We start from the raw sequence: 15534 nt of genomic DNA, 5'->3' as shown, positions 1-15534 counted from the left end.
TCAGGGATTTTATTCCTCTCCGGGATTCAGCTGCAAGCCCAATTCTTTTAACTTCGCTAACACTTCTTCTAAAGACTTACGTCCGAGATTACGAACTTTCATCATATCTTCCGGTGTTCTGTTAGTCAACTCTTCTACTGTGTTAATTCCTGCCCGTTTCAGACAGTTATAAGAACGAACGGACAACTCCAGTTCATCAATATTCATTTCAAGAACTTTTTCTTTTGCATTGTCTTCTTTTTCTATCATGACTTCTGCAGTTCTTGCGTTCTCAGATAAGTCAATGAACAGATTCAAATGCTCGCTTAAAACTTTTGCTGCCAGACTTACTGCCTCATCCGGTTCCAGTGTTCCGTTTGTATATACGTCGAGGGTAAGCTTATCATAATCTGTGATTTGTCCCACACGTGTATTTTCAATGGAAAGATTTACACGTTCTACTGGCGTATAAATAGAATCCACTGCAATCACGCCGATTGGCACATCTTCACTCTTGTTCTTATCAGCACTTACGTAGCCTCTGCCTTTGGTAATTGTCAGTTCCATATATAACCTGGAATCTGTGCCACCGTTGAGATGGGCGATTACCAAATCCGGATTCAATACCTGGATATCAGGGTCAACCTGTATATCGGCTGCTGTAACTATGCCTTCACCTTCAAATTCAATGTAAGCAACTTTAGACTCGTTTGTTGGGCTGGTGTTTTTTAATGCCAGATTCTTGATGTTCATAATAATCTCAGTCACATCTTCCTTTACGCCGGGAATGGAACTGAATTCATGCAAAACACTTTCGATTTTTACCTGGCTGACTGCTGCGCCTGGCAATGAAGAAAGCATGATTCTTCTTAAAGAATTACCAAGTGTAGTACCATAGCCTCTTTCCAGTGGTTCTACAACAAATCGGCCGTACTTTTTGTCTTCTGAAATTTTGGAAATTTCAATTTTTGGTTTTTCAAAATCGAACACTACAAAGTCCCTCCTTTTCGGGTATCGTTGCTTGTTAATGATTATTTAGAATATAACTCGACGATAAGCATTTCGTTTACCGGAACGTCAATAACTTCTCTGTTCGGTAATTCTTTTACAGTACCCTTCAGGTTTTCCTGATCTGCCTCCAGCCATTCCGGCACTAATCTTCCGGCAGTGACTTCAAGGATGTCTTTGTATCTCTGGGAACCTTTGCATTTTTCTTTGATTTCGATGGTGTCTCCTGCTTTTACCTGATAAGAAGGAATATTTACCTGTTTGCCGTTTACCATTACATGCTTGTGGTCAACAATCTGCCTCGCTTCTTTTCTGGTTCTTGCCAGGCCTAAACGGAATACTACGTTATCCAGTCTGCTTTCCAGAATGGTCATCAGGTTCTCACCTGTCATGCCTTTCATTCTGTCAGCCTTCAGGTAGTAATTATGGAAAGGCTTTTCCAATACTCCGTAGATGAATTTCGCTTTCTGTTTCTCTCTTAACTGAAGTCCGTATTCAGAAACCTTCCTGTTTGCTCTCTTCAGCTGCCTGTTGGACTTCTTGTCAATTCCTAAATAAATCGGATCTAAACCAAGAGATCTGCATCTCTTAAGAACGGGAACTCTATTTACTGCCATCTTATTTTATACCTCCTAATCAGACTCTTCTACGTTTGGGCGGACGACATCCATTGTGAGGCACCGGAGTAACATCTTTGATACTGGTTACCTCAAGACCGCATGCCTGAAGGGCACGGATTGCCGCTTCTCTTCCGGAACCCGGTCCCTTGACCATAACATCCACCGTCTTCAACCCATGTATAAGAGCTGCTTTTGTCGCTGTTTCAGCTGCCATCTGTGCAGCATACGGAGTAGATTTCCTTGAACCTCTAAAACCAAGACCGCCTGCACTTGCCCATGATAAAGCATTTCCTTCAGCATCTGTAATTGTTACAATTGTATTGTTAAAAGATGACTGAATGTGCGCCTGTCCACGTTCAACGTTTTTCTTTACGCGCTTTTTGGTCACTTTTTTTCCAGTGTTTTTCGCCATATCTAAACTAACCTACTTTCTAATGATTTATTTTCTTGTTCCAGAGCGGTGATATCCGGCTGACCACAGATATTGCTGATACCTCAGGCTGCCTTTATCCGCCTTCTTTCCCTAAGCGGCCGCCGCTTATTTCTTCTTATTTGCAACAGTTCTCTTCGGACCTTTTCTGGTTCTTGCATTGGTCTTTGTCTTCTGTCCGCGAACCGGAAGCCCTTTCCTGTGACGGATTCCCCGGTAGCATCCGATTTCCTGCAATCTCTTAATATTCAAAGCGATTTCTCTTCTCAAATCACCTTCCACCATCTGAGTTGCATCAATCACTTCACTGATTCTCTTTACTTCTTCGTCTGTCAGATCTCTGACACGGGTATCCGGATTCACTTTTGCTTCTGCCAGAATGCGGTTAGAACTTGCTCTTCCGATTCCGTAAATATAAGTCAATCCTATCTCTACACGTTTTTCTCTTGGTAAATCTACACCTGCGATACGAGCCATGTATGTCGTACACCTCCATAAAATTTTCTGAAATCTACAATAATTCCTCATTAATAGTTCAGGCAAACCTGCAACAAAATCTGCCTTATACACGAAAAACAAACATATACAGCTACGGTTGCTCGTCCTGAAATGAGTGTATATCTTTGTTCTCTGCTTACTATTTGGTTCTGTACGTTCTCCCGAATTCCCTCGGTATCAAAAAACCCGGAAACAGCCGCACCCGCTGTTTATTATGAATAGTGAAACAGATTTCAAGAACAACCGCCCCTGGTGTTTCACTACAGCCGCACATAAATAAAATGTTTCTCTGCTCAAAAAGGATGTTCTGCCAGGTATCTTCCGGCAAAATCTGCGTCTGTCAAACACGCCGCATTAACCCTGTCTCTGCTTATGCTTTGGATTCTCACAGATAACCCGGACGCTTCCTTTTCTCTTAATAATCTTGCATTTCTCACAAATAGGTTTTACGGATGATCTTACCTTCACAGCAATTCCTCCTTTCTGCTGTCTGTACAGTTTCATTGAACCTGCCTTCTGTTTTTGTACACAAAAACAACTCGCTCCAAAAGCGTTCACGAGATATTATATCATCTCAGTATGGAAAAATCAAGGGAATAAAGAAATTTTTTTCTACTGTAAAAAATAATTGTATGAAAAACAGCATAAAACAGCTTTTCCGGAAAAAGTGGATGAGTATTTTATTTTTCTGCATTATTATGCTCGGCACTGTTTTCTTCGCATTGGGCTGCAGTCTGTGGATGGGCGTGCAGGATTCCATCAACCGGATGAAAGACACCTTCACCGCCATAGGAACTGCGGACATATTGAATCAACTTGACGTTGTTGGTGATGGAATTTTCCCCATTAGAAGACTGTGTTCCTAACGGTCCGGTGGAAGTAGAAGTGAAAAAGTTTATTGGGAAGATGAGAATCCTTCTCTGGTAGGCAAAACAGTTTCTTTTTGTGAGCATTATAAAGAAAATCCAGAGCCTTTAGAAGCTGGAAAAAAGTATATTGCTTTTCAAAGTGGAATGTTATGGATAAGCATTCAAAAGAAATAGGCATCATTGAATATGTCCCGATAACAATATCATTGGGCAAGGATCGGACGCTTGATTGGGGAGAAATGGATGGGGATTTCTGGAGCACGGACATAGGCGAAATGTGGAGAAATTTCATTGATGAAATAGAAAAATTGTCATATAAGGCGGCGCCTGTTACGCCGACAGGCAGCACGGAACTTTTAAGTCCTTTTCATGACAGCCGGGCGGCTGTTGCGGAAGGGAAAGATATCAGCCCGGAAGAATATGGCGGCGGTTCCAAGGTATGTCTGGTTTCCCAGACATTTGCCAAATAAAATAATCTCCAGATAGGGCAAAACATTAAGCTGCAGATGTATTTTACAGATTATGAATGTCCGACAGTTGCGAATGTTGTATCTATAAACGGTATGGTGGCCGGGATGTTCCGGACAGACATTTTAACTTCAGAAGGCAGAAAATATGATGTGTTTTATGAAGCGGATTATACCATTAAGGGATTTTATTCCGTCCAATCCACGTGAGCGCGCGAGTCTGGATGAGTTTGCTTTGGATGAGATTATCATCCCAAGCGCATCCGTTCCAGAAGAAAAGGTCAGGAATGTCATTGCAATAGGTCCCATGCGGGGCTATAACGCGTCTTTCCAGATAGAGAACGGCGGAATCAATGATTTCTATGAGGAGTTCTCCAAACTTCCAGAGTCTTCTCTTCTGGAAGTGACGTTTGATGATGAGGGATATGAGCGGTTTGCTTCCCAGATGAACAACCTGCAGACCATAGTCATTATCATATTCCTGGTGGGTTGCGTGTCGGTGATTGCCAGCAGTGCATTTTTACTGTATTCTGCCATTATCAGGCAGAGAAGGCGCACCGCCATTGAACAGGCATTTGGGAAATCACCAATGAAAGGATGCTGAACGCGGCATCCCTGGAAGAAGATTATTTCATTTTCATGTATTCTAAAGGAATCATCGGGAATTAAGATAAGGAAATGTCTGTGGCCGCTAATCAGGATATTATAAGGAACACCAATAATTTTTATGTTATCTGGTATCTTTGTATTTTTACAGCCAAACATAAGGATATCGTTTTTCGTATCTATAATGGCATTGCAATTCTCCCTACTGTCATACATTGTATTGCTCTTGTCTACAGTTATACTCTCCAAACCGATGCAAGCTCTAAACGCATAGTTACCGATACTTATTATGGCATGGCTTTCATTTGTCTATGCAGAGTGCCGTAAGTGTCTATTTCTGGGGATTTCCGGCATTCTGTCTTTTTATCTTCTCTTATAAAAAAGCCTAAATTTACAAAAAATTAGTGTCAGAAGCTGTGTCATTGATGAAAAATGTGTCAGGATTGGAAACAGTGTCATCTAATGAACAAGCGAGGAATCACTTTTGAATATAGGATGGTTTTTTGTATCATGAAACCAAGATAACCTATACGGCAGTAAAAAAGTAAAGCTGCCAAAAGCAGAATTATATGTGATATTCACCGGAAAACGGGTAAGCAAACCAGAATATATTTCCCTTTCAGAAGAATTTTGGGGCGGAGAGAAATGCGCCATTGATGTAAAGATGAAAATGATATACGCTGGCAAGGACAACGATATTATTAGTCAATATGTCGCTTTTACAAAAGTATATGACGAGCAAGTAAAATTATATGGACGAACTAGGGAAGCAGTTACCAATACCATCAACATCTGCAAAGACAGGGATGTTCTGAAAGAGTATTTATCGAGCAGGGAAAAGGAGGTTGCTGACATGATGATGACATTGTTTGATGAAGAACAGGTAATGCGTGCTTATGTGGAAAGTGAGCGAAAGGAAGCTGCTTCTGGCATTTTGGGCAAGGAAAACAAGCAGTAATAAAGGATTGTCATTTTTTTACTTGTTTTCCTATATATATTCTTTCTTGAGAGTTAAAACTTTTCATAGTTGCTTGTAGAAATTTTTTGTATGACAAGTGACCCTATTTTAAAATAGAGCTTGCATATTGGAACATTGAAATGTATCGTATACGTAGGAATCAACGCTTTTGAGAAATTTAAACGATTATGCCGATTTATCTTCTTCAAAACCCGGTTCCTGCATGCTGAGAATTAATCGACTTATGTGTGAATGGCGGTTCAGGAACAAAAGCCGAAAAAATGTTTTTTAAGATAATCAATGACAGTTGCCTCGGACGCCTTGCCTTTGCGAGATATCCGAAGGTAACGGCGCCGTTCAATCATTTCTACAAATGCAGGATGCTATGAAGTCATGCTTGCGGGATTCAAAGAGATCCATTGCCTTGATAGATTTCCCTTTCTTACAGGGACGGCCACGGCGCAGATCGGGCTTTTTCTCAGGTTTTGCATAGGCAGTGCAATTCGCCTTGGCCCTGGCAATGACATGGAGACGGTAAACGGCGGATTCATTAAGTCTCTTCAGTTCCATGAGCAGTGGAACAGTGAGAAAACACCGATCCAATGCAAAATAAACATTTTCCGAAAAAGTTTGGGCAATGGCGCGCCCATTGCGGATCATCTGGATTGCATGGCTTAAGGGGCTGCTTAAATTTCCGCCAAACATATGGCCATGCATAAACTGTGGTTTTGAAGAGTTCTCCGATTCCTGGCACAGCTTTTTCACGCCCGGCGTACGGCTAGATTCTTTGCAAACCTTGCAGCCGTCGCCGAGAAGCAGTGGACGGCCGCCAATGCGAATGAGAGGGGCGTTCCTGTGTATGATTTTATGCCAGCAGATTTTCAGATCTGTAGTCTTGTAAGCAGATGATCGAAAAAATGCAGCATCGTCTCATAAAGACGGCAATCCAATGAAATCGCCCGAACAAAAGATGGAACTCCTAAAGAGTCATATCAGACTAACAGAGCAGAAACAATAAATTAATTTCATCGCTGCAGCATTTTACAGCCGAAACGAATTGAAAAACCCCCTAAAATTCCTCATATTCCACACTGCCGTCTGAATAAGTAATTTCGTAATATCCATGTCCGGAACCGTTGCAGTCATAGAATGCTTTTTTCGACACTACGCTTCTTCCCGAACTGCTGGGAGAAGATTCCTCCTGAGTTCCCACTCTGACCACCTTATTTACTGGTTCTTTCGTCACCGTTTCTTCTGCCGCCTCTCTGGATTCCTCTTCTCCATCCACATAGGTAACCTGATAAGTGACCTGTTTTTCCCCATTCTCACCGTCTTTGCTGACTTCTTCCTGCCCTTTTGACATGGAGCTGTCATCTTCGTATACGGTTTCATACTCAATGGTCTCTGTTTCCACAACTGTATCAAAGGTCACCCGGTTTACCACAATCTTCATGCCTTCCGCAACTGCCTCTGTAACTGCAGGGGTAATGCGGTCATCCTCTCCCAATGTGATTTTTAATTCCTCCAATACATCACTGACTGTCTCGGCTTCCGTCTCCCGGGCATAGGTTTCTCCATCGCAGGTCACCTCAACGCTGTAGGAATAAGAGATTTTAATTTCCATTCCGTCTTTTAAATATTCATCCAAATCATAATTCACGCGCTGCTTTTCGCCAAGGGTAACGCCCTCCTGCTCTAAAAGGTCACTGACAGTTCCGCCCACCATAACAACCTCTTTTGTCTCTCCGTCTGCCGTCAGCTTCACTGTATTCTTTCTGGAAATCACAATTTCCCCGGCTTCTGTGATCTTAGTATCCAGGGCAGGACTAACCTCATCCCCATCCTTCCATGCAATTTCCGCTTCTTCCAAAATCTCTTCCACCGTGGATGGCGTAGAAACCTCCAATTCTGTAACGACGCCGCTGTCATTGATCTGCACTGTTGCTTTCCCGCAGGCGCACAGCCCCAATCCCAAAAACACAGATGTGCCAAGCAGTGTTATTTTTTTCATTATTTTCATGGTAATCATTCTCCTTCTTCTATCTGTCTGGTTTGAACCACTTTGCTGATTCCCCGATCTTTAGTCAGCACCTTAATCTCCACCGGCCAGGTCTTTATTTCCTTTTTTTTAATGTAAACTTCATACCCATTTGAATCTGTATGATACGCTTTATAACAGACATCATTGATTCTGACAAGAATGTCTGTTTCCTCTTTCAAAAGCGCTTCCTCCACATTCCCGCTGATCTTATAGTAATTAAAATCATACTCCAGGGATTTCATGGAAACCGTCGTATCCGATTCCACAGCTTCCTCTGTCTGAGCGAAATCCGTTTCCAAGGCAGAAATAATTGGCGGCATAGTAAGATACTCAGAAAGATTCCGTTCCACCTTTTCCACCACAACCGTATCTGGATCATACTGCTCCATCAGGCTTTCCAGTCCATAAGGAACTTCTTTCGTAAACCAGGCCTCTTCGAACTGATCCGCCAGCAGCGGAATCAGCGTATTTCCAAAAGAATCCCGAAACATCAGCAATGTGCCGTTCCCCGTTCCTCCCTTTGTCTCAATCCATACATCCTCCACACTTTTTACATCATTCACATAGAAATACTTCTGTTCTATCTCATAGTTATCATTCAGTTCCTTTTCCCCATAAAAGGTATAAAGCATCCGGTTCAGGTCGCCGTCCTCGTCTTTCGTGCGGGTAACGGAAGTGTCTTTATAATCCTCATGGAGATATCCCAGAGCATCCATAATGCAGTTATAGGCCAAAACAGCCCCTTTTCCGTTCCAATGAGAATCCCGCTTTAAATATAGAACCTCATCCTCATTCCGGAACAATTCTGTCAAATCTGCATAAGGAACTCCCATCGCAGCAAGCTTCGGCGCCAGCAAATCCACATTATGTACTTGATCCACAATATAAGAATCATAGTAAGGCATATGTTCTCCATACAATGTATTTTTATTAGGAGGAACTGCCAGGAGAAAATCACTCCCCTTTTCCTCTACATACTGCCAGACCAGAGAAAGGTTATGGGCAAGATTGTAGATTTGCCGATTTGACATTTTTCCTGTTCCCAGATAGTCCTCCAGGGTGGATGTATAATACAGCCACCCGTCCGTTCCATATATCACGGTATCCACATTGGAAACCTGAAACACAGAAGTCTGAATCTTTGCGTCAGCATAAACCAGTTCATTGCGGAATGCAAAATGCTCATTAAAATATTCCTCAAACTCCTGAAAAAAATCTGAATTCCAGACTCCCTCCTCTGTCTTCAGTTCCGGAAACTCAGACATTGCCTTATTTTCTGTGGTTATTGTGGTGGGATGCACAGCCATCCCTGCAAAGGGCAGCAGACAGACCGCAAGGCAGGCGATCATAAATATCAAATGTTTTTTCATATATATTCTCCTCTTTGTGCACAGACAGCCATTCGCTTTTTCAGACAGGTCATAGAAATAACCTGCTGTCATTCTAAAACCTGAAATAGATAAAAGGATTATAGGAACCTCCCGACAGCCTGAGGATACACCACAAAAGCAGAACAAATGCTGCCAGATACAAGACTGTCTGCACAAAGCTGTCACTCTCCAATGGAGCTTTTAATCTTACAAAAGGCTTCTTTCCCTCTGGGTCTGCCCCAGATCCCTCTTTTTCGGATAAAGCATAGATTTTTCCGGTAAGAAAGCAGATGGGAGCACACCCAATTACGGCCGCTGCCAACATGGCAATAAAAAACGGCGTCATCTCTTGGCACACAAAAGACATGGAGGCTGCTGAAAACTCAAACCCTGTAAACATTTTTCCAATATAAAGAAGCGCATACCCTAAGGTATCTGACCGAAAAATAACAAATCCTACTGTCACCACCAGCATGGTATACACATGCAGCAAACCACGGGGCAGTTTTTTCAGCGAAGGAACAAATTCCTCAAAAAAACTGAACGCCCCGTGGAACAGTCCCCAAACCACAAAAGTCCAGTTGGCGCCATGCCAGAGCCCGGTCAGGAAAAACACAATCATTTTATTCAGCCCCGTTTGGACTTTTCCATTCCGATTGCCGCCCAGAGGAATATACACATATTCCTTAAACCAGGAAGACAGAGAAATATGCCAGCGCCGCCAGAATTCCTTAATGGTAAGAGAACCGTAGGGGTGATCAAAATTTTCTTTGAAATGAAAGCCGAACATCCAGCCCAACCCAATTGCCATATCGCTGTATCCGCTGAAATCAAAGTAAATCTGCATGGCATAGGCAATTGCCCCCAGCCATGAGCTTATGATATTTAAGGAATCCATCCCCTGCTGAAATACCTGATCCGCAGTCACAGCCATAGTATTGGCAATCAATACCTTTTTGGCCAGACCGCAGATAAAGCGTCTCAGACCAAAGGCTGCCTCCCGCAGATCCACGCTTCGGCTGTCAATCTCAAGGGCAATATCCCTGTATTTTACAATCGGCCCTGCAATCAACTGGGGAAAAAAAGAGATATACAGCAGCACCTTACCGAAATTTCTCTGAACCTCCACCTGTCCCCGGCAGACGTCAATTACATAAGACAATGCCTGAAATGTGAAAAGAGATATTCCAACAGGCAAAGTAATCTGAGGAACGTTTATGTTTAAGCGCAGCAGACTGTTTATTGTTGTTATAAAAAATCCGGTATACTTAAATACACATAAAATACCGATATTAATTCCCGCTGCTGCTATCAGCGCAGCCTTTTGGCCAACTTTTCCCATAAGCAGCCCGCACAGATAATTGAGAAAGGCGCTTATTACCATCAAAATCACATAAACCGGTTCCCCAAAAGCATAAAAGAGCAGACTTGCCAGAATCAGAAGGGCATTTCTTGCTTTTGTAGAAGGAATTGCACTGTGCAGACAAAATACCACCGGAAAAAATATGCATAAAAATACCAATGAACTGAAAACCATTTTTTCTCCTTTGCTGCAAAAACTTCTGTCAGATTTTTATGCGCATCCAGGGCTTTCTGGCTCCGATGGCGCCCTTATAGTCCTGATCCGTGGGAGTATCATAGCTGAGGGCATAGTAATTATACACATGATGCCACTTGCTCCATTCCGGATCATATACCAATCCGTCAATCTCAGCCCATCCATGGCCGCCGCTGTTGCAGCAATACACCTCTTCATATCCAATGGCCTTTGCCATATACGCAAAAGCAGCCGCATAACTGCAGCAATTTCCAGCTCCATTTACAAACATGTCATTGGCGTAAATTACCGGCCAGTCCATACCCAGATAATGAGGAATTCTCGGTTTGATTTCAGAATAAGCCTCTTTCACATAATCAAAGCAAACCCTCAATTTTTCTTCCCTTGTCATACTGTCATTTGTGACGCCAGCCACAACTGCCTGGGCTCTTTGAAGGGTTGCCAGAGATTCCGGACTCATCCCTTCCATAGCTTTTCCATTTATGTATACAGTCGTTTTAGAAAGCGCTGTCATTTTTCCTTCGTGAAAGCTGTAATAGCCAGTTCCTGCGTTCAGGGCTGCATTGACCGGAGTACATGTACCATTATTTACGCTGTACATAATATTTCCATTGTCCAAATAATAACCTGTATAGATTTTTCCCTGAACATATAACGTGTCTTTTGACAATTTCTTCGTCTTTTTTTTCTGATAGTTATAATATTTTGTTCCATTATTCAGGATTCCTGTCTGAAGGGCGCGGGTTCCTTTTTTTACGTGATACATCCTCTTTTTACTGTCCAGATAGAATCCCGTATACGCCTTCCCTTTCACATATACTGTATCTTTTGACAGCTTCTTTTTCTTTCCTGTATTATAATTATAATATTTGGTTCCGGCCTTCACTGTCCCGGTCTGAAGGGTGCAGATTCCCTTTTTTGCCTTATACAGTTTCTTTTCACTGTTCATGTAATACCCGGTATAGATTTTTCCCTTTACATACAGTGTCTTTTTAGAAATCTTTCTTGTTTTTCCTTCCTTATAACTGTAGTACTGGGTTTTTGCTTTCACCATTCCGGTCTGAAGGGTGCGTATTCCCTTTTTTACCTTGTACATCTTATCTCTGCTGTCCAGGTAATACCCCGTATACACTTTTCCATTCACAAATACTGTCTGCTCCGGCAGCGCCATGATTCCATGATCCTTACAGCTATAGTATTTGGTTCCTTTGCCCACAGTTCCGGTTTTTACTTCTGCTGTTCCATTGGAAACTGTGTACAAAATATCATTCTCCTGATAATATCCTGTATATGCCTTTCCTTCCACAAACACCGTCTGCCCGGACAGCTTCGTTACCTTCTGATCAACGCTGCTGTAATATTCCGTTCCTTCGCTGACCATTCCACTTACCGGTTCTGCGGTTCCATTGGATACCAGATATAAAATGCCGGTATTATCCATATAATAACCGCTGTAAAGCACGCCATCCACATAGATCAGCCCGTCTTTGTTCTCCTGTGTACCTGGTTCGGTTTCCTGAACTTCTCTTGGTTCCGGAATCGAAAAAAACACTTGCCCCGGCTCTGTTTCATCCGAGACTTCCGGTTCCTCTTCGGTTCCATCCGAAATTTCCGGCTTTTCTTCGATTTCATCCGAAATTTCCGGCTCTGTTTCGCCAGGCTTTTCTAACTCTTCTTCTGCACCCGGCTTAGTCAGCTCTTCTTCCGGCATGTTCTTCTCTGACTCAGCATTGTTTCCCTCTTCCGCATTTTCCTCTGAAGTCACTTGTTCCTCTGCAGGCTCCTCTTCCGCTTCCTGCGTTTCTCCTGCAGGTTCTCCCGGCGCCGCTGCCCCGAAAGCAGGCAGTGTATCAGCGGCAAAAAGGCTTGCTGCCAGCGAAAATGCACAAATGCGGGCTGCGATTTTCTTTTTCTGCATAAATTTTTCCTCCCACTTTATTATGAAATGTAACCTTTTATTGACAAAGGTTACATTTTACATAATTATTTTATCTGACAGCCTTATTTGCTATGAAAGTCTCTGATTTCCATCGTAAGGAACTGTTCAGAAATAACACGTACAAAGGAGAAAATGAATTATGAGTAAAACACAGCCGATCCGGGAAACCTGTCAATTAAAAGAACTAAAAGAATATTATCTTACCGTACGCCCCAATCTGCGCAACTACACACTAATTACCCTGGGCCTGAATACTGCGCTGCGCATTGGGGACATTTTACAAATTACCTGGGGGATGGTATATGATTTTGAAAGAAAAAAGTACCGCTCCCATTTGCTTTTAACGGAGCAAAAACCCATAAAGAGACAATGATTGCCTTGAACCATACAGCCATTACAGCCCTGGATGCTTTCAGACAAAGTCAGCAGCCGGCCAGTGAAAATCTATATTTATTTGCCGGCCAGAAAAACAAGTCTGCCCCTATCAGCCGCCAACAAGCATACCGCATTATCAAAAAAGCCGCAGATTATGCCCATCTTACAGAGCATATCAGCTGCCATTCCCTGAGAAAAACCTTCGGTTACCATGCATGGAAAAACGGAACCTCGCCGGCTCTTCTTATGGCTATTTTTAATCATTCTTCTTACCAGATTACCAAACGTTATTTATGCATCGATCAGGAGGATAAGGATCATGTTTTTTGCCAGCTTAATCTTTAACTGCTTTTTCAACAAAATTTTCCATAGGTATAAAATATTAACAATTATTGCCGATATATACTGTATGGTCTGAATGTAACCTTTGTCAATAGAAGGTTACATTTTTTACTTTACGGTAAAATATATCCAAACACTACTTTACAAGGAGATGACATTATGAGTTTTACTCAGAAGAAGAAACGCCATGTTGGGAAAACAGGATTATTGCTTTTACTTGCCATGTTCTGCATTTTCATGCCTGCAAAAGCCCACGCTGCCACAGCAAATCCTGCAGAGACAGAACGTGAGACAAAGGAGACTGCTCTTTCTGAAGAAAACACAGGACAGCAGACGAACGGCACTGTTTCTCCAGAAGATAATTCAGGACAGCAGACGGATCCATCCGTTCCTCAGAAAGACAGCGCTCCTCTGCAGCAATTGAATGAAACCAATTCCACACTGGAAGATGAGTTTTCCACAGACCCGGAAAACGTAATATCCTCTGCCGAAGGAGAATCTTCCCCCCAGCAGATGGAGATACCAGACGGGCTAATCTTGCAGGACGGCCATTACATATTGTATATAGAAGGAAAACCTGTCACTGAACCCGGATGGAAAGAGCTGCCCGCCGGAAAATTCTGTGTGGACAGCCAGGGATATGTGACAGCCAAAATGGAAGAATCTGGCGACGGCTGGCAATTTTTCCAATATGATACAGAAGCCGCCCTCTGGGCAAAGCAAACAGAGCTTTGGGAAACAGTTCTGGCAAAACAATATTACTTCGATACCTACGGAAACTGCACCATGATTTATGACACAGAGACCCAGCAGCTTTCTGTCCGCAGCAACAGACAAATGCTCCCCGTAAAACAATCTGTTCATCACCTAAGCGACGGCCGTCTCTATTACTTCAACAAAAACGGCATCCGTCAAACTGCTCCGGGATGGAAAAAGCTGTCTTCCTCTGAGCTTTATCTAACTGGCGACCAGGGTGATATCGTTGCCAAAATGTCTAAATCCGGCAATATCTGGCGCTATTACGACTACGATTTTGAGACTGCTGCCTGGAACATACAGAAGGATGTGTGGAAAACGGTCAATGGCAAAGAGTATTACTTCAACAGCTCGGGTAAATGCACAAGGATTTATAACCCGGACGCCAAAAAGTGCAAAAAGCTCCAAAAGGGCAAAATGGTAACTATGAAAAAAGAAATTGGCCGGCTTTCCAATGGAAAACTGTATTATTTTAATTCCAAAGGAGTGCGGACCACAAAAAAGGGATGGCAGAAGAGTTCTGGTTCCCTCTATGTACAAATCGGGAAAAAGGGCTATGTTACCTGCAAAATGGAAAAAAAGAGCGGTTACTGGAGATTTTTCCAATACAGCTATTCCAACGAAAAATGGCAGAAGCAGAAAAAAGTATGGAAAAATGTGGGCAAACAGCAGTATTATTTTAACGGCTCCGGTAAATGCACCCACCTGTACGACACTGCCTCCGGCAAATTTTATGATCTGGGAAAAAACAGTAAGACCCTGATTAAAAATGACATACGAAGCATCAAGAAAAAGAACTATTATTTTGGCCCGGATGGGGTGAAAATGAACTCCCCGGGGCTTTACCTGACGGTATCCAACAAACTTATTTATGTAACGTCAAAGGGACTGGTAGAAAAAGAAATCAACGGTGAACTTCTGGCGTACACTGCTGAGGGAAACAGAATCACAAGCTGCCGGGTTCGGGATTCCCACTTTATGTGCTATTACAACGGCGATGGCGTTATTACCAGACAGATTGATTTAAACAGGCCGATGGTGGCCTTAACTTATGACGACGGGCCTTCTCAGTTTACTCCTGCCATCCTGGATCTGCTGGAACAGCATGGCAGCGCCGCCACATTTTTCGTTGTGGGCCAAAGAGTAAACAGCTATCCTGACATTTTACGGCGGGCCTGCAATATACACTGTGAAATCGGCAACCACACCTACAGTCACAAGACACTGACACAAATCAGCATAGCTGAAATTCAGAGCCAGGTAAACATGACAAATGATGCGGTTCGAAATATCATCGGCGTCTCCCCGATTGTCATGCGTCCGCCCGGAGGCGCTCATAATGGAACAGTAGAAGGAACGGCAGGCATGCCCCTGATTCTCTGGTCCATTGACACGCGGGACTGGCAAACCCGAAACGCCGCCCGGACGCAGGCGGCAGTGCTGGATCACATCAGCGACGGGGATATTGTTCTGATGCATGATCTGTATCAGCAGACAGCGGAAGCTTCTTCGGTGATTATACCAGAACTGGTAAGACGGGGCTATCAGTTGATTACCGTAAGCGAACTTGCAGACTGCAGAGGCGGAATGACCGCCGGAGGAGTATACCAGTATTTTCGGTAAGAAACCGGAAAGGGGCTGTCGGGAAATGACAGATTTCCACAATATATCTTGTGATTCTTTCAATGTCACAACCATATATTGTGTGCTCATTTCAT

17 protein-coding genes are annotated in these 15534 nt (G+C 43.0%); 7 read left to right on the top strand and 10 right to left on the bottom strand.

Annotation, left to right across the window (positions count from 1 at the left end):
* Positions 1–9: 9 nt before the first annotated feature.
* From E5329_RS10760 to rpmJ, 5 genes are all read right to left on the bottom strand, one after another.
* Positions 10–969, bottom strand: a complete 960-nt coding sequence (locus tag E5329_RS10760; protein ID WP_135989546.1) for a DNA-directed RNA polymerase subunit alpha — start codon at positions 967–969, stop codon at positions 10–12.
* A gap of 41 nt (positions 970–1010) precedes the next feature.
* Entirely contained in the window at positions 1011–1604 is a 594-nt protein-coding gene (gene rpsD, locus E5329_RS10755) for a 30S ribosomal protein S4 (protein WP_135989545.1), read from the bottom strand.
* A gap of 19 nt (positions 1605–1623) precedes the next feature.
* Complete coding sequence (gene rpsK, locus E5329_RS10750) at positions 1624–2019, bottom strand: 30S ribosomal protein S11 (protein WP_135989544.1); 396 nt, start codon at positions 2017–2019, stop codon at positions 1624–1626.
* Positions 2020–2145: 126 nt separating this feature from the next.
* Complete coding sequence (gene rpsM / locus E5329_RS10745; protein ID WP_135989543.1) at positions 2146–2514, bottom strand: 30S ribosomal protein S13; 369 nt, start codon at positions 2512–2514, stop codon at positions 2146–2148.
* A 375-nt stretch (positions 2515–2889) separates the two neighbouring features.
* Positions 2890–3003: a 50S ribosomal protein L36 gene (gene rpmJ / locus E5329_RS10740; protein WP_073105013.1), complete on the bottom strand. Its 114-nt coding sequence runs from the start codon at positions 3001–3003 to the stop codon at positions 2890–2892.
* A gap of 203 nt (positions 3004–3206) precedes the next feature.
* Between rpmJ and E5329_RS10735 the strand changes: the two genes are divergently transcribed.
* The 4 genes from E5329_RS10735 to E5329_RS10720 all read left to right on the top strand — a co-directional run bounded on the left by E5329_RS10735 (position 3207) and on the right by E5329_RS10720 (position 5435).
* On the top strand, positions 3207–3401 hold the full coding sequence (locus E5329_RS10735; protein ID WP_135989542.1) for a hypothetical protein: 195 nt from the start codon (positions 3207–3209) through the stop codon (positions 3399–3401).
* A gap of 152 nt (positions 3402–3553) precedes the next feature.
* Positions 3554–3874 carry a hypothetical protein gene (locus E5329_RS10730; protein WP_135989541.1) on the top strand — a complete coding sequence of 107 codons (321 nt, stop codon included), beginning with the start codon at positions 3554–3556 and terminating at the stop codon, positions 3872–3874.
* Between the two features lie 145 nt (positions 3875–4019).
* Entirely contained in the window at positions 4020–4475 is a 456-nt protein-coding gene (locus E5329_RS10725) for a hypothetical protein (RefSeq protein ID WP_135989540.1), read from the top strand.
* Positions 4476–5048: 573 nt separating this feature from the next.
* Complete coding sequence (locus E5329_RS10720) at positions 5049–5435, top strand: hypothetical protein (RefSeq protein ID WP_135989539.1); 387 nt, start codon at positions 5049–5051, stop codon at positions 5433–5435.
* Between the two features lie 357 nt (positions 5436–5792).
* Here the strand turns inward: E5329_RS10720 and E5329_RS10715 are convergent, their stop codons facing one another.
* The 5 genes from E5329_RS10715 to E5329_RS10695 form a co-directional block, all read right to left on the bottom strand.
* A complete protein-coding gene (locus E5329_RS10715) occupies positions 5793–6140 on the bottom strand; it encodes a hypothetical protein (protein ID WP_135989538.1) in 348 nt (115 codons plus the stop codon).
* A gap of 364 nt (positions 6141–6504) precedes the next feature.
* On the bottom strand, positions 6505–7455 hold the full coding sequence (locus E5329_RS10710) for a ubiquitin-like domain-containing protein (RefSeq protein WP_168356582.1): 951 nt from the start codon (positions 7453–7455) through the stop codon (positions 6505–6507).
* 5 nt (positions 7456–7460) lie between these two features.
* Positions 7461–8846 (bottom strand): alginate O-acetyltransferase AlgX-related protein, encoded by a 1386-nt coding sequence (locus tag E5329_RS10705; RefSeq protein ID WP_168356581.1) that lies wholly within the window; start codon positions 8844–8846, stop codon positions 7461–7463.
* 73 nt (positions 8847–8919) lie between these two features.
* The gene (locus E5329_RS10700; RefSeq protein ID WP_135989535.1) at positions 8920–10383 is read right to left on the bottom strand and encodes an MBOAT family O-acyltransferase; all 1464 of its coding nucleotides are present in this window, start codon (positions 10381–10383) and stop codon (positions 8920–8922) included.
* 28 nt (positions 10384–10411) lie between these two features.
* The gene (locus tag E5329_RS10695) at positions 10412–12322 is read right to left on the bottom strand and encodes a hypothetical protein (protein ID WP_135989534.1); all 1911 of its coding nucleotides are present in this window, start codon (positions 12320–12322) and stop codon (positions 10412–10414) included.
* 160 nt (positions 12323–12482) lie between these two features.
* Between E5329_RS10695 and E5329_RS31660 the strand changes: the two genes are divergently transcribed.
* The 3 genes from E5329_RS31660 (at position 12483) to E5329_RS10685 (ending at position 15439) form a co-directional block, all read left to right on the top strand.
* On the top strand, positions 12483–12716 hold the full coding sequence (locus E5329_RS31660; RefSeq protein ID WP_330572090.1) for a site-specific integrase: 234 nt from the start codon (positions 12483–12485) through the stop codon (positions 12714–12716).
* Complete coding sequence (locus E5329_RS31655; RefSeq protein WP_330572089.1) at positions 12713–13063, top strand: tyrosine-type recombinase/integrase; 351 nt, start codon at positions 12713–12715, stop codon at positions 13061–13063. The genes E5329_RS31660 and E5329_RS31655 overlap by 4 nt, the downstream gene beginning before the upstream one ends.
* Positions 13064–13219: 156 nt before the next feature.
* The gene (locus E5329_RS10685; RefSeq protein ID WP_135989533.1) at positions 13220–15439 is read left to right on the top strand and encodes a polysaccharide deacetylase family protein; all 2220 of its coding nucleotides are present in this window, start codon (positions 13220–13222) and stop codon (positions 15437–15439) included.
* Positions 15440–15534 lie beyond the last annotated feature (95 nt).

The organism is Petralouisia muris, assembly GCF_004793545.1.
GTDB lineage: Bacteria > Bacillota > Clostridia > Lachnospirales > Lachnospiraceae > Petralouisia > Petralouisia muris.
Note: the sequence above shows the minus strand (reverse complement) of the source record. Positions and strands in the feature narration are given on the sequence as shown.

What these genes read in the sequence shown, in the direction of transcription:
- rpsD (WP_135989545.1), bottom strand. Translation starts at nt 1,604, where the DNA reads ATGGCAGTAAATAGAGTTCCCGTTCTTAAGAGATGCAGATCTCTTGGT.
- rpsK (WP_135989544.1), bottom strand. Translation starts at nt 2,019, where the DNA reads ATGGCGAAAAACACTGGAAAAAAAGTGACCAAAAAGCGCGTAAAGAAA.
- rpsM (WP_135989543.1), bottom strand. Translation starts at nt 2,514, where the DNA reads ATGGCTCGTATCGCAGGTGTAGATTTACCAAGAGAAAAACGTGTAGAG.
- E5329_RS10735 (WP_135989542.1), top strand. Translation starts at nt 3,207, where the DNA reads ATGAGTATTTTATTTTTCTGCATTATTATGCTCGGCACTGTTTTCTTC.
- E5329_RS10730 (WP_135989541.1), top strand. Translation starts at nt 3,554, where the DNA reads ATGGATAAGCATTCAAAAGAAATAGGCATCATTGAATATGTCCCGATA.
- E5329_RS10725 (WP_135989540.1), top strand. Translation starts at nt 4,020, where the DNA reads ATGATGTGTTTTATGAAGCGGATTATACCATTAAGGGATTTTATTCCG.
- E5329_RS10715 (WP_135989538.1), bottom strand. Translation starts at nt 6,140, where the DNA reads ATGTTTGGCGGAAATTTAAGCAGCCCCTTAAGCCATGCAATCCAGATG.
- E5329_RS10710 (WP_168356582.1), bottom strand. Translation starts at nt 7,455, where the DNA reads ATGAAAATAATGAAAAAAATAACACTGCTTGGCACATCTGTGTTTTTG.
- E5329_RS10705 (WP_168356581.1), bottom strand. Translation starts at nt 8,846, where the DNA reads ATGAAAAAACATTTGATATTTATGATCGCCTGCCTTGCGGTCTGTCTG.
- E5329_RS10700 (WP_135989535.1), bottom strand. Translation starts at nt 10,383, where the DNA reads ATGGTTTTCAGTTCATTGGTATTTTTATGCATATTTTTTCCGGTGGTA.
- E5329_RS10695 (WP_135989534.1), bottom strand. Translation starts at nt 12,322, where the DNA reads ATGCAGAAAAAGAAAATCGCAGCCCGCATTTGTGCATTTTCGCTGGCA.
- E5329_RS31660 (WP_330572090.1), top strand. Translation starts at nt 12,483, where the DNA reads ATGAGTAAAACACAGCCGATCCGGGAAACCTGTCAATTAAAAGAACTA.
- E5329_RS31655 (WP_330572089.1), top strand. Translation starts at nt 12,713, where the DNA reads ATGATTGCCTTGAACCATACAGCCATTACAGCCCTGGATGCTTTCAGA.
- E5329_RS10685 (WP_135989533.1), top strand. Translation starts at nt 13,220, where the DNA reads ATGAGTTTTACTCAGAAGAAGAAACGCCATGTTGGGAAAACAGGATTA.